Here is a 16,736-nt window from a genome sequence, read left to right on the forward strand (position 1 = left end):
CCACCCTCACCCACGCCCACCAACACCCCACCCACACCACCCACAACCTCAACCACCACCTCCACCACACCACCCCCCACCCCAACCACCACGACTGGTCATGATTCAAGAAGCGCAGGTCAACGAAGCGCGCTTAGCCTGACCTTCATGGACATCAGCATTCATACGAGCTTCCTCCCGCACGACGACCCGGACGCGTCCCTCGCCTTCTACCGCGACGCACTCGGCTTCGAAGTCCGCAGCGACATCGGGCAGGGCAAGATGCGCTGGATCACCGTCGGCCCCGCCGACCAGCCCGGCACCTCCATCCTTCTGGCACCGCCCGCCGCCGACCCCGGCATCACCGAGGACGAGCGCCGCACCATCACCGAGATGATGGCCAAAGGCACTTACGGCTGGATCCTGCTCGCCACACGGGACCTCGACAGCACCTTCCAGAAGGTTCGGGGAGCCGACGCCGAAGTCGTCCAAGAGCCCACCGAGCAGCCCTACGGGATCCGCGACTGCGCCTTCCGCGACCCCGCCGGCAACCTCATCCGCATCCAGGAACTCCGCTGAGCCCTCCGGTGCCGAACCGGCCACCACGCCTGTGTCCCGACCAACTGCGCATCACACGGCGGCCGGCATCGCGGACCAGTTCGCGATGGTGGCCGCCGCAGCCAGGTATGCACCCGCCGCCCACGATGAAGGAGTTGCCCTCATGTGCCACCCGGCATGGGCACACGCACGCATCACCGCACAACGGCTGACCGACCTCGCGCGACTGCGCCGCGTCCGCGACCGCATCGACCGGGAGTACATGCGGCCCTTGGACGTCGCAGCGCTCGCCCGCGACGCGAACATGCCCGCCGCGCACCTCGGCCGCGCGTTCCAACAGGCCTACGGCCAGTCTCCGTACGCGTACCTGACAGCCCGTCGGAACGAGCGGGCGAACACGCTGCTGCACCATGCCGCCTCGGCTGCATCGGCGCCTTCCCTGACGGAACCGGAACCGGCACCGGCACCGGCACCGGCAACCACACCGGCAACCACACCGATCAGGATTCGAGAAGCGCCAGCCATGGAGTCCCAACTAGCTTGCTGAGCATGGCATTCATCGAAACCGTCACCCTCGACGTGGCCGACACCGCAGCCGCGCACCACTTCTACACGACCGCCTTCGGTCTCGACTCGCAGATCCGTCTGCGGGCCTCCGAAGCACCCACGACCGGCTTCCGCGGGTTCACGCTCTCGCTCACCGTGGCCCAGCCGGCCGACGTCAACGGCCTCATCGACTCCGCCGTCAGCGCCGGGGCCACGCCGCTCAAGCCCGTCACGAAGTCGATGTGGGGTTACGGCGGTGTCGTACAGGCCCCGGACGGGACGATCTGGAAGGTCGCGACCTCGGCGAAGAAGGACTCCGGGCCCGCCACCCGGCGGTTCGACGAGATCGTGCTCCTGCTGGGTGTCTCGGATGTGGCCGCGAGCAAGCAGTTCTACGTCGATCAAGGGCTGGCCGTGGCAAGGAGCTTCGGCAGCAGGTACGTCGAGTTCGCCGCCGGGGCCGGTCCCGTCAAGCTGGCGCTCTACCGGCGGCGTGCCCTCGCCAAGGACGCCGGTGTCTCGCCCGACGGCACCGGGTCGCACCGGATCGTGCTCGGTGGTGATGCCGGGACGTTCACCGACCCGGACGGGTTCGCGTGGCAGGCCGCCGCGGCGACCACCGCGCCCTGAACCTCCGGCCACCACGACCGCGCCACCGCTCGACATCACCCCAGGAAGGCAGGAGACAGGAATCATGACAGGCGGCGTTCCACCGCGTGGCCTCGAGGAGAGGCTGCGGGACACCCGCGCGAGGCTGGAGAGCGACGTCGACCTCTGGGTCGCCACCTCCGGCTCCCCCGGCGGCGTCCATCTCGTCCCGCTCTCCTATCTCTGGGACGGGACCGCGTTCCTCATCTCGACACCCCGCGCCTCGATCACCGGCCGCAACCTGATCGCGGACGGGCAGGTACGGCTCAGTCTCGGGCCGACCCGTGATGTCGTCATCGTCGACGGAACCGCCGAGCCGGTGGACATCGCCGGTCTCGGCGCCAAGGCGGGCGACGCGTTCGCGGCCAAGACCGGGTTCGATCCGCGTGAACTCGACGAGCCCTACCAGTACTTCAGGGTCCGCCCGCAGCGCATCCAGGCCTGGCGTGAGGCGAATGAACTGCGGGGACGGACCCTGATGCGCGACGGCGACTGGCTCGGCTGAGCCAGTCCCTCCGCAGTGCAGGCTGCTGGATGCGACCTATTCGGGCTGGGTCGCGATCTGGATCAGGTTGCCGCAGGTGTCGTCGAAGACGGCGGTGGTGACGGGGCCCATCTCCACGGGCTCCTGGGTGAAGCGGACGCCGAGGCCGCTCAGCCGCTCGTACTCGGCCTTCACGTCGTCCACGGCGAACTGGGCGAGCGGGATGCCGTCCAGGACGAGCGTGTCGCGGTAGGTCTTGGCGGCCGGGTGGCCGCTGGGCTCCAGGAGGAGCTGCGTGCCGCCGGGCTCGTCGGGCGAGACGACGGTCAGCCACCGGTCCTTCTCGCCCACCGGTACGTCGTGCTTCTTCACGAAGCCGAGGATCTCGGTGTAGAAGCGCAGGGCCTCGGCCTGGTCGTCGACGAAGACGCTGGTCAGATGGATCTTCATGGAGTGCTCTTCTCGGGTCTGGGGGTGTCGGGTACGAGCCATCGCTCGGCTATCTGCCGCAGCGGGTCCGTGTTCAGGTCGTGGAACTTGTAGCGGCCCTCCCGCCTGGTCTCGACGAGCCCGGCGGCCTCCAGCACCGAGAGGTGCTGGGAGACGCCCTGACGCGAGATGCCGAGCTGATGTTTCATGCTCAGCCGTGAGCAGATCTCGAACAGTGTCTGCCCGGATTTCTCCGTCAGCTCGTCGAGGATGATGCGACGGGTGGGGTCGGCCAAGGCTTTGAAGACGTCGTCGGCCACATCTCCACCATAGGCAAACATCCACTTGCCTATCAAGTCGAGCCCGGCCGCCGTGTGGCCGACTCGCCATGCGTCCGACCAACCGTGTGGCCGACCCGGCGCGTGGCCGACCCGCCGTACGGCCATCCCTCCCTAAGGCCGTCCCACCGTGTGGCCATCCCCGGTGTTCATGCCGATGCTGGGCAGTGGGCCCATCCGCGGACGCGGTGGACATCGTGCTGTGAGGAGGTGCGGGGCATGGGCGAGGGCGCCGGCAACGTGGTCTGTGACATCACCGTTTCCGTCGACGGGTACTCCGCCGGGCTTCATCAGACCGAGGAGCGGCCGTTCGGGGACGACGGTGGTGACGGCTCGGGGGGTGAGTTGCACGCCTGGATGTTCGACACCCCCGACGAGAACCGCGCCGAGGTCGAGCAGGTACTCGCCGCCGGGGCCTTCGTCATGGGGCGCAACATGTTCGGGCCGGTGCGCGGCCCGTGGAGCCGGCGGTGGAACGGCTGGTGGGGCGACGATCCGCCGTTCCACGCGCCCGTGTACGTACTCACCCACCACGCCCGCGAGCCGCAGCCCATGGAGGGCGGCACCACCTACCACTTCGTGACCGACGGCATCGCGTCGGCGCTGGAGCAGGCCCGCGCGGCCGCCGGTAAAGGCGAGGTGTCGGTCCTCGGCGGTGCGACCACCATCAACCAGTACCTCGCCGCCGGTCTCGTCGACGAGCTGCGGCTGCACATCGCGCCGCTCACGCTCGGTGCCGGTACGCGGCTGTTCGACGGTGTCCCGCCGTTGCAGCTGGAGCAGGTGAGGTCGCGGGCGGCCGGCCTGGTCACGCACGTGACCTACCGGGTGCGGGCCTAGGAGTCCGCTCGGCGCCACACGGTGCCGCGCCGCTCGTACTCGAGGACCGTCTCCACCCGCTGGGCCAGTTGCGCGCCGAGGAAACGCTCGAGCAGCCACAGCGACACGTCCAGGCCGGAGGTCACGCCTCCCCCGGTGATCAGGTCGCCGTCGTCGACGACTCGGGCGTCGATCACCGTCGCGCCCTGAGCCGCCAGGTCGGCCTTCGCGCGGGAGTGCGTGGTGGCGTTGCGGCCCTTGGTCAGGCCGGCGGCCGACAGCACCATCGTGCCGGTGCAGATGCCCGCGTGGAGCAGGTCCGCCGCGGCCAGTCCGCTCAGGAAGCCCTGGTCGGCGATGAGCCGGTGGAATCCCGGGCCCGTCTTGTCGGCGTAGCCCCCGCCGGGTATGACGAGCACGTCCGCCTCTCTGGGCGACCAGGCCCCCGGCACCTCGACCCGTGTGCCGTAGGTGCAGGTGACCGTCCCCGGACGGCCGGTCGTGACCATGGTCGTCTTCACCGCCCAGCGGCTCAACTTCTCGGCCATGCCCAGCAGTTCCACCGGGGCGACGAAGTCCTGCTCCTCCACCCCGTCGAACATCAGCACCTGTACCCGCAGCGGGTTCGCCGCCGAAGCGGCGGGCGCGCCTGCCGCCAGGGCGCCCAGCCCACCGGCCGTGCCGGCAGACAGCGCCGAGGCGCGCAGAAACGTACGGCGTTCCATGATGACCTCCGAGATCCGGTTCGTCTCAGAGGTCGGGGAGAACACACCGTCAGTTCCCGTGCACCCAACTCGACTTCACGCCTCGGGCGTGTACTTCTTCAAGTAGTGCGCGATCCGTTCGGCGTACTCGCGGTGCCGTTCCGGTACTCCGCCCTCCTTGTTCACCGTGCCGAACGAGGTGCGGTAGGCCACGGCGGTCAGTACGCGTCGGTCGCCGGGGACGGTGCTCCACAGGCGTGGGGCGATCTGGCACAGGTAGCGGCCGACCGCGGGGATGGACGTCTTGGGCGGGAAGGGCGGCTTGGGGTCGCCATGTTCGGGGCGTTGTGTGTCCGGCAGGTAGTAGCGCAGGACGTCCGGGGACCAGCGGGCGATGCCGTACTCGTTGGTGGCGGTGTCCTTCAGGTCCGGGTCGAAGTCGGACTCGACCTTGAGGAGGGCGGCGACCAGCGCCGGTGTGACGGTCTTCTCGCGGCAGTCGTGGGCGGCGTCCACGATGAGCTTGCGGTACTTCACGGGGACGCCCGCGGACATGGTCAGCTCGCTCGCGCCGTAGGAGGCGGGGGCGACCGGCTTGGGTGCCGGCGGGTTCGGCGAGCCGGTGCCCGTCGTCAGCGTGGCCATGCCGTAGCCCGTGCCGCCGAGGACCGCCGCCACGGCGAGTGCGGCGGCCACCGCGGTGCGGCGGCGGCGCGGGCGGAGCGGCCACGGGCGCAGTCGGGGCAGCCGGGGTGCGGGGTCCGTTCCCGCGGCTTCTTCGACGCGGCGCAGCAGGGATTCCGAGGAGTGCGGGGCGCGCCGCTCGTGGGTGGGCGCGAGGCAGTCGGTGACGATCTCCCGCCAGGGGGCGGGGAGTTCGGGTGAGAGGCGGAGCTCTTCGGCGCCTCGGGCGTACCGCAGGAGGGCGTCCTTGCGGGCGGCGGACGTGGTGCCCGGGAAGGGCAGCGTGCCGGTGAGGACGAGGTGGGCGACGACGCCGAAGGCCCAGATGTCGGCGGTGGGGCGGATCAGCTGTCCGCGCTCGCCGATCTCGGCCCACAGCAGTTCCGGCGGTGTGTAGTCGGGGGTGGCGAAGGCGAGGGAGTAGGCGTGGGTGCCCTCCATCTCGGCGGCGAGGTTGAAGTCGGCGAGCCTGACCTGGGCCTCGCGCAGCAGCAGTACGTTGCCGGGTTTGAGGTCGCCGTGTACCCAGCCCGCGCGGTGCAGTTGGGACAGCCCCTCGCAGATCTGGGCGAGGATCGGGCCCCCGGAGGGCAGCGGGCCGGGGTCCGAGCGGGCGATCAGGGTGTCCAGGGAGCCTTCGGCGCGCTCCAGGGCCATGACCGTCGCGCCGTCGAGGGCGGGGTTCTCCGGGTCGTCGACGGTCAGCGCCTCGTACATCCGGATCAGCCGGGGGCGTCGCAGTTTGCTCAGCAACTTCAGTTCGCGGTCGGCCAGTTCCTGGAGGTGGCGGAGTTGGCGCGGGGTGCGGCTGCCGGTGGGCAGGAATTTCAGGGCGGCTTCGGCGGGCAGTCCGTCCGTGTCGGGTTCCGTGCGGCGGGCCGCGTAGACGGAGCCGAAGGCGCCGGAGGCGATCGGCTCGCGCACCTCCCAGTTCCCGACCCGGTAGCCGTAGGGCACCTCCACGGCGAACGGCTGGTCGGCGAAGGCGAAGTGATCCTGCGTCATGCGGCCACCGCCTCTCGCAGCACGGCGAGGTCGTCCTCGCGTACGAGGTCGAAGCGGAGGGCGAGGGAGACGAGTGACTCCTTCTTGCCGTTGAGGCGCGGTCCGCTGTCGGCGGCGGTGGGGGGCTGCTTCAGGCGGAGTTTCACCGCCAGGTAGTCGATGTTCCACTGCACCGAGGCGCGTCCTGCCGCGGGCCACACGGGGCGCAGGCGTTCGATGAGCTGGTCCGTGGTGGGCAGCGGTGCGTGCGGGGCGGTGCGCAGCCTGGGTTCACAGAGTGCGGCCAGGACGAGGAAGTAGCGCTTGCCGCGGTCGAGCGGGAACGCCATGGCGGTCGGTTCTCCGTGTCCGGTACGGGAGTTGGCGTCCAGGTAGTCGTGCCGGGGTGCCCAGACGTCGAAGCTGACCAGTTCGTCGGCGGCGGGCAGGACGACGCGGGAGAACTCGAAGGGCACGGGGGCGTCGAGCCGCCCCGGTCCGACCTTGATGTGTTCGCCCGCGCCTTCCGGGTTCTCCACGACGTACGTCTGGTGACCGCTGTGGTTGCTCAGCGTCCAGAACGCGGCGGATGCCGTGAGGACGCCCGCATCGCGGGAGACCCCGGCGTGCTCGATGGTCAGATGGCGGGCGTCCCGGGGCGGCGGCGTCCGGCCGAACTCCAGGGTCTCGCCGGGTTCCAGGCGGATCTGCGCGGACGAGTCGCTGTCGTGTCCGGGCACGACGATGAGGCTGTACATGCGTCTTCCTTCCCCCGATGCTTCCGGAGGGGGTGGGGGTGCTGTCGCATCAGCACCCCGCCCACCCCGCTCCATCGACTTCGACGGAACTCCGACCGGCCCCGGTTCCGCCGGGTTCACCGGAGGGCAGCTATTGATTCACCGTCAACTCCGTGATGCCCGCGTGCTTTTCGCCGTCCGCGTCGCCGCGCACCGTGACGCGCACGTATCGCGCGAGCCGTGTTTCGCCCGCCTGAGCGCGATGCCAGTGGCGCCCGTCGAGGGAGAGTTCGACGGTGTGGGCGGCGGGCTTGGTGTCGGTCCAGGTCGGGGTGACCTTGTTGATCCGGACCGGCTTGGTGAGGTCGGCCGTCAGGCGGCCCTTCGCGCCGTCGGGCACCCATGCCGTGGCGGTGTTGCCGTCGACGGCGGCGCCCGCGTACATGCCGGGCTGTTCGGACGAGGCGGTGGCGGTGGTGCAGCGGGCCGCGTTGGTGGTGGGGGTGAGGTCGGGGCGGCGGGTCTTCAGGACCGCCGGGGCGTCCTTGCTGACGATCTGCTCGCCCTGCGGGGTGTCGAGTGTCATCGGCGCGCCGCCCGTGAGGCGCACGGTGGTGCGGTGGGCGCCGAGTTCGATGTCGTACGTACGTCCTTGCCAGGTCAGGCCGCGCAGGGTGACTCCGCTTTCGAGCTGCGGGGGCAGCATCGGGTCGAGGCGGAGGCGGTTCTCGCGCATCCGCATGCCGGTCAGGCCGTTGGTGAAGGTCTGCAGGAAGCCGCCCTTGCCGGTGAGGAAGTCGTGCGCGGGTGACCCGGCCAGGGGGTCCTCGGCGCCCGCCTTGTCGCCGCGGGCCTCCGAGAACTGCGCGAAGGGGCCGCGGACGAAGGGCTTGATGGAACGCTCCAGGTACGTGTACGTGGAGCAGCCGGGTTCGCCGATTCCGGCGGCGTCGATGGCGTGCACGGAGTCCGTCATGGCCGGGCCGTCCGGGTCGGTGCGCTGGGCGTAGTAGTCGAGGGTGCCGGCCGCGGCGCCCTTGGGCATGGGCCACTCCAGCGGGTACATCAGGAGGACGGTGTCGGCCTGCTTGATGGTGCTGCCGTCGTAGCCGTCGTACTGCTGGAAGACCTTGCGCTTCTCGTCGTACGGGATCCGGATGCCGTCGGCGATCTTCTTCCAGTCGGCGGGGGCCCGCTCGCCGAGGAGTTCGGCGGCGCGGGTGGCGTGGCGCAGGGCGGTGGCGGCGCCGGCATTGGTGAAGACCGCGTCGTCGACTCCGTTGCTGTACTCGTCGGGTCCGGCCGTGTCCTTGATCGAGTAGCTGCCGTCCTTGTTGCGGGTGACGCGGCTCGTCCAGAACTCGGCGATGCCCTTCATCACGGGCCAGCCGCGTTCGCGCAGCCACCGGGTGTCCTTGGTGGCCAGGTAGTACTGCCAGGTGGCGAGGGAGATGTCGGACTGGAGGTGGACCTGGGTGCGGCAGTGCGGTGGGTCGACGCTGTGGCACTCCTTGGTCAGATCGCCCGAACTTCCGCTGTTCCAGGGGTAGAAGAGACCTCGGTAGCCGAGTTCGCGGGCGTTCTCCCGGGCCTGGGTGCGGGTCCGGTAGCGGTAGTCGACCACCGATTTGGCGAGTTCGGGCCGGGTGGCGAGCAGGCTCGGGTACATCCAGGTCTCGGCGTCCCAGAAGACGAGGCCCGCGTAGTTGTCGCTGGTCAGGCCCGCCGGGGCGATGCTGTTGGCGGCGCCCTGACGTGTGTTGGCGAGCAGTCCGTACTGCGCGGACCGTACCCAGGCCTGCATGTCGCGCTGTCCGGGCACCTCGATGTCGCTGCGCCACAGCCGCGACCAGGCGGCGGTGTGCGAGCGGAGGAGGGCGTGCCAGCCTCGGTCGGCGGCTCGCCGGGAGGCGACGGTGGCGTCTTGGCGGGGAGCGTGGGAGGTCAGGGCCGTGTCGACGCCGACGTACTTGGTGAAGTCGTACGACTGACCGCGCCGGACCGGCAGGGCGAGGGCCTGACGTGTGCTCATGTCCTCTGCCCGCTCGGCCTGTTGGGTTTGCGAAGCCTCGTGCACTCCGTGTCCGGCGCGGAGTGTGGAGGCCACGGCTCCGTCGACCTTGGTGCCGTCCGTGCGGAAGGCCACGTCCATGGTGGGCGAGGTCCGGTGGCCGCCCGCCCTGTGCCCGCCGCCGGTCTGCTGGATGCGCCGGGCGCCACGGCCGTCGAGCAGGTCGGTGACGGTCGCCTCGCCGCTCCAGTGCGGCGTCATGCTCATGCGTACGGCGCCGACGTGCGGGTCGGTGCGGGAGGCGAGCACCTCGTAGACGAGGTCGGTGCGGCGGCCGTCGACGGCGGTCCAGGTCAGCGACGTACGCACCACACCGCAGTGGAGCAGGAGCGACTGCCGGTAGTGGGAGATCCGGCCGGTCGGTGTCGAAGAGTTGAACGTATCGCCTTGTGCCCCGCCGGTACTGACGTTCAGTGAGGTCCAGGTGGGCAGCGCCGCGACGGCCTGCCGGTCCCCGGCGGTCCGCTTGTTGTGCGCGTACAGGCCGGACACGAAGGAGCCGTCGTAGCGCGGGGTGAAGAGCGGCCAGCCGGTCTTGGCCTCGCTGTCGGCGTATCCGGCGCCGTTGGGCGGCACGCGCTGGCCCAGGTAGCCGTTGCCGACGAAGGCGTGGTGGGTGTCGGCCGCGTCGGGCCTGGTGGTGCCGAGCGTCCAGCCGTCGCTCTCGCGGCAGCTCGTGCCGGTGGCTCCTGGAGTGGTACCTGTGGCGCCCGGCTCTGCCGGCTGGGAGGCCGCGGGCGGCACCCAGGCGACCAGGGCTCCGGCCAGCAGGACCGCGGTCATTCGGGCGGCACGCGGCCGCGTACCGAGGGAGTACGTCATTGTTCTCCGTCACTCTGGTTCGCCTGCGAGGGTCCAGGGACCATAAATTTCCTGAACAAGTCGCGTCAATAGTTACGCGAGATCGGTCAAGTCCCGAAGGCGTGCGAGTGGGTTTCGGTGCGCGGCCGCGCTCTCGTACCGGGCGGCCGGCGGGGCGTCAGCCGCCCTCTCCGGGCGGCGTGCCGCAGCTCGCCCCGCCCGGGCCGTCGAACTGGACCGAGCTCAGGAAGTCCCGGTAGGCGGGGAAGAAGTTGCCCTTGCCGGTCGGTCCCGCGGAGGTGACGACCGTGCAGCCGGTGTAGTTCGCGTCGGACCAGAGGTGGATCGTCGAGGGCGTGCGGTTCCAGTCCGACTTCGCCCGGTCGCCCATGCCGAGCGCCGCGAGATCCGGCGTGTTCCCCGTGAGGGCGATCATGTCGCCGGTGCCGTCGAGCCCCGAGAACATGCAGTAGTGCCCGTCGGGACACCGGTCGTACCCGTCGGCCGCGTGCGCCGCCGACATCGGCAGCGCACCGGCGGCCACGGAGGCGGCCGCCACCAGCAGCAGCCGCGCAGAGAGCTTCTTCCCCATCGACACTCCTTTGTTCTTTGACGGTCCTCGGCGGCTGTTCTTCGACGGTCTTCGGCGACCGCGTCGCGCACACCGAGGAAACTCTCACCCTGAACTTGAGGTTGAGCCGTGACTCGATGAGCCCTACGCGTCTGCCCCATAGGTCCCGTACTCCGGAACCCCCGTCGACTCGAAGACGTGCACCGAGAGGCCGCCCGGTGTCGTCTGATGGCCGGTCAGGCGGAGACCGGTCGGGGTGCCGTCGAGCGGGAACAGGCGTCGGCCCTGGCCCAGGATCACCGGGGCGACGGCGAGGCGCAGTGTGTCGACCAGGCCCGCGGCCAGCAGGGACTGGGCGAGGCGGGCACTGCCGTGGATCTGGAGTTCCCGGCCGGGTTGCCGCTTCAGGTCGGCGACCTGGGCGGGGACGTCGCCGGACAGGATCGTCGTCGGGTTCCAGTCGGCCTGGGTCAGGCCGTGGGAGGCCACGTACTTGGGCAGGCCGTTCAGGATGCGGGCGAAGGGGTGGCCGGTCATCTCCGGCCAGTCCCGCGCGAAGTTCTGGTACGTGCGGCGGCCGAACAGGAACGCGTCCGCCTCGCCGAGCCAGCCGCCGGCCAGCCGCTCGAACTCCTCGTCGAGGTACGGCACGAACCAGCCGCCCCGCGTGAATCCGTCGCTGGTGTCCTCGTCCGGGGCTCCCGGGCCCTGGGAGACACCGTCGAGCGTCAGGAACTCCTGTACGACGAGCTTCATCACGCACCGCTCTCTCTTCGGCCCCGGTGACTGACTCTGCGACCCCGTCTCCCGATTCTGCCCGCTGCCGGGCCGAGTTGCGCGGCGGCTCGCGCCCTCACTCCGGCTGGCGGTCCCGCGGCCAGCTGGCGACGACCTTCGTGCGCAGCGTGGCGCCGAGGCGGTCGTAGAAGCGGAGGGCGGCTTCGTTGTCCGGCTGCACTCCCCAGGTGATGGTGAGGCGCTCGGGGGCCGCGGTCCGGGACAGCGCGGTCATCAGGGTCCGGCCGATGCCCGCGTCACGGGAGTCGGGGCGTACGTAGAGGTCGTCGAGGGCGAGGACGTCCGATCCGCCCCACAGATGCGGGCGGCGCAGGGCCGACACGTATCCGAGGGGTGCTCCGTCGCGCTCGGCCAGGAGGACCGTGACGTCCGGGCGGGCGAGTGCCGTGCGCCAGCGTGCCGCGGTGGTGGTGACGTGCTCGGACTGGTTCTGGTGGGCGGCGATCTCGCGTACGAGCGTCAGCACCGTCTCGGCGTCCTCGGGGCCGGCCCGGCGGATGCGGACCTCCCCGGTGCCGCTCATCGGGCCGCTCCCCCGGCGCGGAACGCACCGATGAGCGTCGCGGCGATGAACCCGGCCGCGTCGTCGGGCCGCAGCCGGCCGGCGTTCACCTCCTGTGCCGCGCCGTGCATCACGTTGTGCATGACGCTGACCAGCCAGGAGGCGGGGAGGTCGGTACGGAAGACGCCTTCGCCCTGGCCGCGCTCCAGCAGGTGCAGGACGCGGCGCATCGGCTCGGCGTGCAGGGTCTGGATCCGGTCGGGGGGCAGGGCCTTCTGTGCGGCGGCCAGGAGCGAGCGGGAGCGCTCGACGAGCATCCAGGTCGATGCGATCAGCCGGGTCAGCGCCTGCTCGGGGCCGCCGTCGAGGTCGACTTCGGCGAGCACCGCCTCCCCCTGCTCCATGGCATGGACGCAGGCGGCGTCCACGAGGTCCGCGCGTGTCGGGTAGTGACCGTAGAGGGTGACTCTGCCGACGCCGGCCACTCGCGCGATCTCCCCGACGCTCGTGTCCGGGTCCTGGCTCAGGCACTTCACCGCGGCGTCCACGATCGTCGCCCGATTGCGGCGAGCGTCGGCGCGTTGGTTCTCGGGACGGACTGCCGAGTCGGTCATCGGTTCTCCTGAGGGCCGCTGCTTGTTGAACACCGCTGTTCGAGTTAGTCTAGCCGTAATTACTCGAACAGTGATGTTCAAGTTAGTGGAGGCGGAGATGGACTCCCAGGCCTCTGGACCCCGGCCCTCCGGCTCGCGGCCCGCCGGTCCCCGAAGCGATTCGGCGGCACCGGGGCGCTGGCTGATGCTCGCCCTGCTCGGTGTCGCCCAGCTGATGCTGATCCTGGACGTGACCGTCGTGGCGATCGCGCTGCCCCACATGGGCGAGGACCTCGGCCTGACGCGCACCTCGCTGACCTGGGTGGTGAGCGCGTACACGCTCGCCTTCGGCGGCTTCCTGCTGCTGGGCGGCAGAAGCGCCGACCTCTTCGGCAGCCGGGCGGTCGTCATCGCGGGGCTGTCCCTCTTCACGGTGGCGTCCCTGGTCACCGGCCTCGCGGGGAACGCGGGCGTCCTGCTCGGCGGCCGGGTGGCGCAGGGCCTCGGCGCCGCCCTGCTCTCCCCCGCGGCCCTCTCCCTCGTCGTGAAGCTCTTCGACGGCGAGGAACGCAACAAGGCCCTGGGCATCTGGTCCGCGCTCGGCGGCGCGGGCGCCGCGCTCGGCGTGCTGCTCGGCGGCGTGCTGACCGCCGGGCCGGGCTGGCCCTGGGCCTTCTACATCAACGTACCGATCGGTGTGCTCGTCCTCGTGGTGCTGGCCCGCGGCCCGGCCGACGAGCCGTCCGCGCAGCCGGCCGGGCGGATCGACGCACTCGGCGCGGCCCTCGTGACGGGCGGCACCGGCAGCCTGGTCTACGGGCTGATCAACGCGGGGACGTACGGCTGGACCACCGCGTCGACGCTGCTGCCGATCGGTGTGGCCGTGCTGCTGTGCGGGCTGTTCGCCCTGCGCCAGCGCACCGCGCGGAACCCGCTCATCGACCCGGCCCTGCTGGCCCGCCGTTCGGTCGCCTCCGGGACGTTCCTCATCTTCGTCGGTACGGCGCTGATGATCTCCGTGTTCTTCCTCGGCACGTTCTACCTCCAGCACCTCCACGGGTACGGCGCGCTCGCCACCGGGCTGCTGTTCCTCCCCGTCGCCGTCGGCACGATGATCGGCGCCCAAGTGGCGGGCCGCGTCATCGGGCAGCTGGGCGCGCGCCCCGTCTCGGTCGTGGCGCTGGCCGTGACGGCGCTCGGAACGGCCGTACCGGCACTGCTGGACGGCACGGCCGCGATGGTGGCCGGTATGAGCGTCGCGGCGGTCGGGCTCGGCGCGGTGTACGTCGGCGCGTCCACCACGACGCTGGCGGACGCGGCACACCACGAGGCGGGCATCGCCTCCGGAATCCTCAGTACGTTCCATGAGTTCGGGGCCGCCCTCGGGGTGGCCCTCACCTCGAGTCTGGCCGCGGCGAGCATCTCGGGCACCAGCGGTCAGGGCATCACCCGCGGCCTCACGTTCGCGACGGCGACGGCGCTCGGGGCGGCGCTGGTGGCGCAGGTGGCGCTGGCGCGGCGACCTCGGCAGACGTCCGACCGGGCAACTCCGACACACCGGGAGACATGATGAGATCACTGATCGTCTTCAGCTCCGTCACCGTCGACGGATTCATGGCGGGGCCGGAGAACGACCTCGACTTCATGGTCGACGACCCCGAGCTCGACGCCGAACTGACGGCGGAGCTGCGGGCCGTGACGGACACCATCGTCGTGGGGCGCAAGTCGTTCCCCGTGATGGCCGCTCACTGGACGGCCCAGAAGGGCGAGTTGGCCGACTGGCTGAACACCACTCCGAAGGTGGTGCTTTCGACGGGCGGCGACGCCGATGTCAGCGCCTGGGAGAACTCGGCCCTGGCCGCAGGCGACGGAGTGGAACAGGTCCGGCGGCTGAAGGCCGGTCAAGGTGGCGGCCTGGTCGTGTTCGGCGGTGTCCGGACCGTGCGTTCGCTGGTGGCGGCGGGCCTTGTCGACGAGTACTGGCTGAAGCTGAATCCGGCGGTCGTCGGGCGTGGCGGCTCGATGTTCGCCGATGTGGCCGAACCGAGGCAGCTGACCCTGCGCAGCGCGAGAACGTTCTCGTCCGGCACGGTCGCGTTGATCTACTCGGCGTGAAGCGGCGGTGCATGGGCAGGGCCGCACGTCACCGTGCCACAACGGCGGCCGGGCACCGGGGATTCGGTGTCCGGCCGCCGTCGCTTCGGCGTGCGGCGCCGATCAGCCGAACTGGCCCGGCTGGTAGTCGCCCGCGGGCTGCTGGGTGATGACGTTGACCCGGTTCAGGGCGTTGATGAGGGCGATGACCGTCACCAGACCGGCGAGCTGGTCCTCGTCGTAGTGCTTGGCCGCGTTCGCCCAGACCTCGTCGGAGACGCCGCCCGCCGCGTCGGCGATGCGGGTGCCCTCCTCCGCGAGCTCCATCGCGGCCCGCTCGGCGTCGGTGAAGACCTTGGCCTCGCGCCAGACCGCGACCAGGTGGAGCCGCTGAGCGGTCTCGCCCGCCTCCGCGGCGTCCTTGGTGTGCATGTCCACGCAGAAGCCGCAGCCGTTGATCTGGCTGGCGCGGAGCATCGTCAGCTCCAGCGTCGAGCGCGGCACGTTGCTCTCCGCTATCGCCTTGCCCGTCGAGACGAGGTGCTTCATGGCCCTGGCCGCGACCGGGTTGCCGTGGAAGTTGAATCGGGCGTCCATGTGGTTCTCCTTTGCCGGTGTGCCGGGACGGTGTTCGTCCGTCCCGGCAGTTCGACGAGACAGCGCGGCGGAGTGTGAGGCGGCGAAGGCCCCATCACATTTCGGGGTCCTGCTTCGTCGTACGGATGAAGGCGTTGAAGGCGGCAAGGCGTTCAGGCGTTCAAGGCGATGAAGGCGTATACGCGTACGGCAGAAGGAGCGGCGACAACGATGACCATCTCGTCCGAGGCAGGAGCAGACGGAGCGCTCGATCCGGGGCTTGGCGTGATCATGAACGAGCGGCGGCAGTTGCTCGGGCTCGCCTACCGCCTCCTCGGCTCCCTGGCGGACGCGGAGGACGTCGTCCAGGAGACGTACACCCGTTGGTACGCCATGACGCCGGCCCGGCAGCGTGCCATCGAGACCCCCGCGGCCTGGCTCACCAAGGTCGCGAGCCGCATATGTCTCGACCAGCTCGGCTCGGCGCGGGCCCGGCGCGAGCAGTACGTCGGCGAGTGGCTCCCGGAGCCGCTGCCGGGGCACTCCGACTGGATCGGCGGCCGGTCGCATCCCGCAGTGGGCGACCCCGCCGACCACATCACCCTCGACGAGTCGATCAACATGGCCTTCCTCGTCGTACTCGAGTCCATGACTCCGGCGGAACGAGTGGCGTTCGTCCTGCACGACGTCTTCCGCTACCCCTTCCCCGAGGTCGCCGACATCGTCGGCCGCACGCCGGCCGCCTGCCGACAGCTCGCCACCTCGGCCCGGCGCCGCCTCCGCGCCCTGCGGACGGCGCCCGCACCGTCCGCCCAGCACACCGCCGTCATCCGGAACTTCAAGCAGGCGTGGGAAGCGAAGGACATCGACGCCCTCATCGGCCTGCTCGATCCGGACGCCACGGGCATCAGCGACGGCGGCGGCCTCGCCAGCGCCGCGCCTCCCACCGGCGGCGGCGAGCAGATCGCACGCCACCTGGTCTTCCTGATGAGCCGGGCACCCGAGATGAAGCTCCTCGAACGCACGGTGAACGGCCAGCCCGGACTGGTCGTCCAGCTGTACGGCGTGACGATGACGGTGATGTCGTTCGACGTCACGAACGGCCGGATCAAGCACTTCTGGGCGGTACGGAATCCGGAGAAGCTTCGGCCCTGGACGGGGTGCTGATGCGCGGGGCGGAGTGGCGGCGGGTGGCCGCCACTCTCAGGCTGCTGCGGTTCGCAGTTGGTGCGCGAATGCGGTGAGCGCGGTGAAGTCGGTGTCACGCAGGCCGAGTCGCGCGTCCACATGGTGCAGCAACGCCGGACGGTCATGGTGCGCCGCGACGAAAGCGCGGTCGGCGCCCCCGAGTTCGTCGTCGATCCAGGCAAACGGTCTGCCGGTGGCGTGCGCGACGAGGTGGCGGGTCTTCCAGAAGGTGCCGTCCGAGGGCGGATCGTCCGGGGGCGTGCCGGTGCTCATCGGCCACTCCACCACGGGCAGTTCGGGGAGTCCGATGACGGGCGCTATGAAGACGTTCGCCTCCGCCACCCACGTCGTCGCCCACACCAGGTCGTACAGCTCCGCCAGGGCGAGGAGCCGGGGACCGTGCTCCGGGTTGAGCCACACCCGCAGCGGCTTCACACGGTTCCGCGGCTCACCGGGGTGCCGGGCGATCCAGCCCTCGGGCTTCATACGGTGGGTCGTGTACCCCTCCGGACGGCGGTGCGGCTTCGCCGCGTACGGATTCAGCGGGCCGTCGACGTCGAGGTAGAGAAGGGGGCGTTGACGCATGCGCGCGCTCCTTTCCCGATGGCGTCGGCCGATTGGCCCTACGGGCC

At 70.7% G+C, this 16,736-nt stretch carries 20 protein-coding genes; 8 read left to right on the top strand and 12 right to left on the bottom strand.

The window, feature by feature from the left end; translation table 11 throughout:
• The first annotated feature begins 147 nt into the window (after window positions 1–147).
• From ACIBKX_RS15560 to ACIBKX_RS15575, 4 genes are all read left to right on the top strand, one after another.
• Window positions 148–558, top strand: coding sequence for a VOC family protein (locus tag ACIBKX_RS15560; protein WP_363274732.1), 411 nt, complete (start codon window positions 148–150; stop codon window positions 556–558).
• 142 nt (window positions 559–700) lie between these two features.
• Window positions 701–1,084: an AraC family transcriptional regulator gene (locus ACIBKX_RS15565; protein ID WP_363274731.1), complete on the top strand. Its 384-nt coding sequence runs from the start codon at window positions 701–703 to the stop codon at window positions 1,082–1,084.
• A gap of 2 nt (window positions 1,085–1,086) precedes the next feature.
• Window positions 1,087–1,713, top strand: coding sequence for a glyoxalase (locus ACIBKX_RS15570; protein ID WP_363274730.1), 627 nt, complete (start codon window positions 1,087–1,089; stop codon window positions 1,711–1,713).
• A gap of 64 nt (window positions 1,714–1,777) precedes the next feature.
• Window positions 1,778–2,236 (top strand): pyridoxamine 5'-phosphate oxidase family protein, encoded by a 459-nt coding sequence (locus ACIBKX_RS15575; RefSeq protein ID WP_363274729.1) that lies wholly within the window; start codon window positions 1,778–1,780, stop codon window positions 2,234–2,236.
• 36 nt (window positions 2,237–2,272) lie between these two features.
• On the opposite strand, the gene ACIBKX_RS15580 is transcribed toward ACIBKX_RS15575, so the two are convergent.
• Entirely contained in the window at window positions 2,273–2,665 is a 393-nt protein-coding gene (locus ACIBKX_RS15580) for a VOC family protein (protein ID WP_363274728.1), read from the bottom strand.
• On the bottom strand, window positions 2,662–2,964 hold the full coding sequence (locus ACIBKX_RS15585) for a metalloregulator ArsR/SmtB family transcription factor (RefSeq protein WP_363274727.1): 303 nt from the start codon (window positions 2,962–2,964) through the stop codon (window positions 2,662–2,664). Before ACIBKX_RS15585 ends, ACIBKX_RS15580 begins: the two co-directional genes overlap by 4 nt.
• 237 nt (window positions 2,965–3,201) lie before the next feature.
• On the opposite strand from ACIBKX_RS15585, the gene ACIBKX_RS15590 reads away from it, so the two are divergent.
• Complete coding sequence (locus ACIBKX_RS15590) at window positions 3,202–3,822, top strand: dihydrofolate reductase family protein (RefSeq protein WP_363274726.1); 621 nt, start codon at window positions 3,202–3,204, stop codon at window positions 3,820–3,822.
• Here the strand turns inward: ACIBKX_RS15590 and ACIBKX_RS15595 are convergent.
• From ACIBKX_RS15595 to ACIBKX_RS15630, 8 genes are all read right to left on the bottom strand, one after another.
• Window positions 3,819–4,526, bottom strand: coding sequence for a DJ-1/PfpI family protein (locus ACIBKX_RS15595; RefSeq protein ID WP_363274725.1), 708 nt, complete (start codon window positions 4,524–4,526; stop codon window positions 3,819–3,821). The two genes, ACIBKX_RS15590 and ACIBKX_RS15595, sit on opposite strands and share 4 nt — an antisense overlap.
• A 75-nt stretch (window positions 4,527–4,601) precedes the next feature.
• A complete protein-coding gene (locus ACIBKX_RS15600) occupies window positions 4,602–6,194 on the bottom strand; it encodes a protein kinase (RefSeq protein ID WP_363274723.1) in 1,593 nt (530 codons plus the stop codon).
• Window positions 6,191–6,931 carry an FHA domain-containing protein gene (locus ACIBKX_RS15605; protein WP_363274722.1) on the bottom strand — a complete coding sequence of 247 codons (741 nt, stop codon included), beginning with the start codon at window positions 6,929–6,931 and terminating at the stop codon, window positions 6,191–6,193. Before ACIBKX_RS15605 ends, ACIBKX_RS15600 begins: the two co-directional genes overlap by 4 nt.
• A 130-nt stretch (window positions 6,932–7,061) precedes the next feature.
• On the bottom strand, window positions 7,062–9,803 hold the full coding sequence (locus tag ACIBKX_RS15610; RefSeq protein ID WP_363274721.1) for a discoidin domain-containing protein: 2,742 nt from the start codon (window positions 9,801–9,803) through the stop codon (window positions 7,062–7,064).
• Between the two features lie 157 nt (window positions 9,804–9,960).
• On the bottom strand, window positions 9,961–10,374 hold the full coding sequence (locus tag ACIBKX_RS15615; protein WP_363274720.1) for a peptidase inhibitor family I36 protein: 414 nt from the start codon (window positions 10,372–10,374) through the stop codon (window positions 9,961–9,963).
• 123 nt (window positions 10,375–10,497) lie between these two features.
• Window positions 10,498–11,109: a dihydrofolate reductase family protein gene (locus ACIBKX_RS15620; protein WP_363274719.1), complete on the bottom strand. Its 612-nt coding sequence runs from the start codon at window positions 11,107–11,109 to the stop codon at window positions 10,498–10,500.
• 97 nt (window positions 11,110–11,206) lie between these two features.
• Window positions 11,207–11,674: a GNAT family N-acetyltransferase gene (locus tag ACIBKX_RS15625; RefSeq protein ID WP_363274718.1), complete on the bottom strand. Its 468-nt coding sequence runs from the start codon at window positions 11,672–11,674 to the stop codon at window positions 11,207–11,209.
• On the bottom strand, window positions 11,671–12,267 hold the full coding sequence (locus tag ACIBKX_RS15630; RefSeq protein ID WP_363274717.1) for a TetR/AcrR family transcriptional regulator: 597 nt from the start codon (window positions 12,265–12,267) through the stop codon (window positions 11,671–11,673). Before ACIBKX_RS15630 ends, ACIBKX_RS15625 begins: the two co-directional genes overlap by 4 nt.
• Before the next feature lie 184 nt (window positions 12,268–12,451).
• Between ACIBKX_RS15630 and ACIBKX_RS15635 the strand changes: the two genes are divergently transcribed.
• Entirely contained in the window at window positions 12,452–13,816 is a 1,365-nt protein-coding gene (locus ACIBKX_RS15635; RefSeq protein WP_399375827.1) for an MFS transporter, read from the top strand.
• A complete protein-coding gene (locus ACIBKX_RS15640; protein WP_399375793.1) occupies window positions 13,816–14,361 on the top strand; it encodes a dihydrofolate reductase family protein in 546 nt (181 codons plus the stop codon). Before ACIBKX_RS15635 ends, ACIBKX_RS15640 begins: the two co-directional genes overlap by 1 nt.
• A gap of 102 nt (window positions 14,362–14,463) precedes the next feature.
• On the opposite strand, the gene ACIBKX_RS15645 is transcribed toward ACIBKX_RS15640, so the two are convergent.
• Window positions 14,464–14,937 (bottom strand): carboxymuconolactone decarboxylase family protein, encoded by a 474-nt coding sequence (locus tag ACIBKX_RS15645; protein WP_363274714.1) that lies wholly within the window; start codon window positions 14,935–14,937, stop codon window positions 14,464–14,466.
• A gap of 210 nt (window positions 14,938–15,147) precedes the next feature.
• On the opposite strand from ACIBKX_RS15645, the gene sigJ reads away from it, so the two are divergent.
• Window positions 15,148–16,083 (top strand): RNA polymerase sigma factor SigJ, encoded by a 936-nt coding sequence (gene sigJ, locus ACIBKX_RS15650; protein ID WP_363274713.1) that lies wholly within the window; start codon window positions 15,148–15,150, stop codon window positions 16,081–16,083.
• A gap of 36 nt (window positions 16,084–16,119) precedes the next feature.
• Here sigJ and ACIBKX_RS15655 read toward each other — a convergent pair whose 3' ends face one another.
• Window positions 16,120–16,689 (bottom strand): HAD domain-containing protein, encoded by a 570-nt coding sequence (locus tag ACIBKX_RS15655; RefSeq protein WP_363274712.1) that lies wholly within the window; start codon window positions 16,687–16,689, stop codon window positions 16,120–16,122.
• Window positions 16,690–16,736 lie beyond the last annotated feature (47 nt).

It is taken from the genome of Streptomyces sp. NPDC050658, from assembly GCF_044457025.1.
Taxonomy (GTDB): Bacteria; Actinomycetota; Actinomycetes; order Streptomycetales; family Streptomycetaceae; genus Streptomyces.

What these genes read in the sequence shown, in the direction of transcription:
- ACIBKX_RS15560 (WP_363274732.1), top strand. Translation starts at nt 148, where the DNA reads ATGGACATCAGCATTCATACGAGCTTCCTCCCGCACGACGACCCGGAC.
- ACIBKX_RS15565 (WP_363274731.1), top strand. Translation starts at nt 701, where the DNA reads ATGTGCCACCCGGCATGGGCACACGCACGCATCACCGCACAACGGCTG.
- ACIBKX_RS15570 (WP_363274730.1), top strand. Translation starts at nt 1,087, where the DNA reads ATGGCATTCATCGAAACCGTCACCCTCGACGTGGCCGACACCGCAGCC.
- ACIBKX_RS15575 (WP_363274729.1), top strand. Translation starts at nt 1,778, where the DNA reads ATGACAGGCGGCGTTCCACCGCGTGGCCTCGAGGAGAGGCTGCGGGAC.
- ACIBKX_RS15580 (WP_363274728.1), bottom strand. Translation starts at nt 2,665, where the DNA reads ATGAAGATCCATCTGACCAGCGTCTTCGTCGACGACCAGGCCGAGGCC.
- ACIBKX_RS15590 (WP_363274726.1), top strand. Translation starts at nt 3,202, where the DNA reads ATGGGCGAGGGCGCCGGCAACGTGGTCTGTGACATCACCGTTTCCGTC.
- ACIBKX_RS15595 (WP_363274725.1), bottom strand. Translation starts at nt 4,526, where the DNA reads ATGGAACGCCGTACGTTTCTGCGCGCCTCGGCGCTGTCTGCCGGCACG.
- ACIBKX_RS15600 (WP_363274723.1), bottom strand. Translation starts at nt 6,194, where the DNA reads ATGACGCAGGATCACTTCGCCTTCGCCGACCAGCCGTTCGCCGTGGAG.
- ACIBKX_RS15605 (WP_363274722.1), bottom strand. Translation starts at nt 6,931, where the DNA reads ATGTACAGCCTCATCGTCGTGCCCGGACACGACAGCGACTCGTCCGCG.
- ACIBKX_RS15610 (WP_363274721.1), bottom strand. Translation starts at nt 9,803, where the DNA reads ATGACGTACTCCCTCGGTACGCGGCCGCGTGCCGCCCGAATGACCGCG.
- ACIBKX_RS15615 (WP_363274720.1), bottom strand. Translation starts at nt 10,374, where the DNA reads ATGGGGAAGAAGCTCTCTGCGCGGCTGCTGCTGGTGGCGGCCGCCTCC.
- ACIBKX_RS15620 (WP_363274719.1), bottom strand. Translation starts at nt 11,109, where the DNA reads ATGAAGCTCGTCGTACAGGAGTTCCTGACGCTCGACGGTGTCTCCCAG.
- ACIBKX_RS15625 (WP_363274718.1), bottom strand. Translation starts at nt 11,674, where the DNA reads ATGAGCGGCACCGGGGAGGTCCGCATCCGCCGGGCCGGCCCCGAGGAC.
- ACIBKX_RS15630 (WP_363274717.1), bottom strand. Translation starts at nt 12,267, where the DNA reads ATGACCGACTCGGCAGTCCGTCCCGAGAACCAACGCGCCGACGCTCGC.
- ACIBKX_RS15635 (WP_399375827.1), top strand. Translation starts at nt 12,452, where the DNA reads ATGCTCGCCCTGCTCGGTGTCGCCCAGCTGATGCTGATCCTGGACGTG.
- ACIBKX_RS15640 (WP_399375793.1), top strand. Translation starts at nt 13,816, where the DNA reads ATGAGATCACTGATCGTCTTCAGCTCCGTCACCGTCGACGGATTCATG.
- ACIBKX_RS15645 (WP_363274714.1), bottom strand. Translation starts at nt 14,937, where the DNA reads ATGGACGCCCGATTCAACTTCCACGGCAACCCGGTCGCGGCCAGGGCC.
- sigJ (WP_363274713.1), top strand. Translation starts at nt 15,148, where the DNA reads ATGACCATCTCGTCCGAGGCAGGAGCAGACGGAGCGCTCGATCCGGGG.
- ACIBKX_RS15655 (WP_363274712.1), bottom strand. Translation starts at nt 16,689, where the DNA reads ATGCGTCAACGCCCCCTTCTCTACCTCGACGTCGACGGCCCGCTGAAT.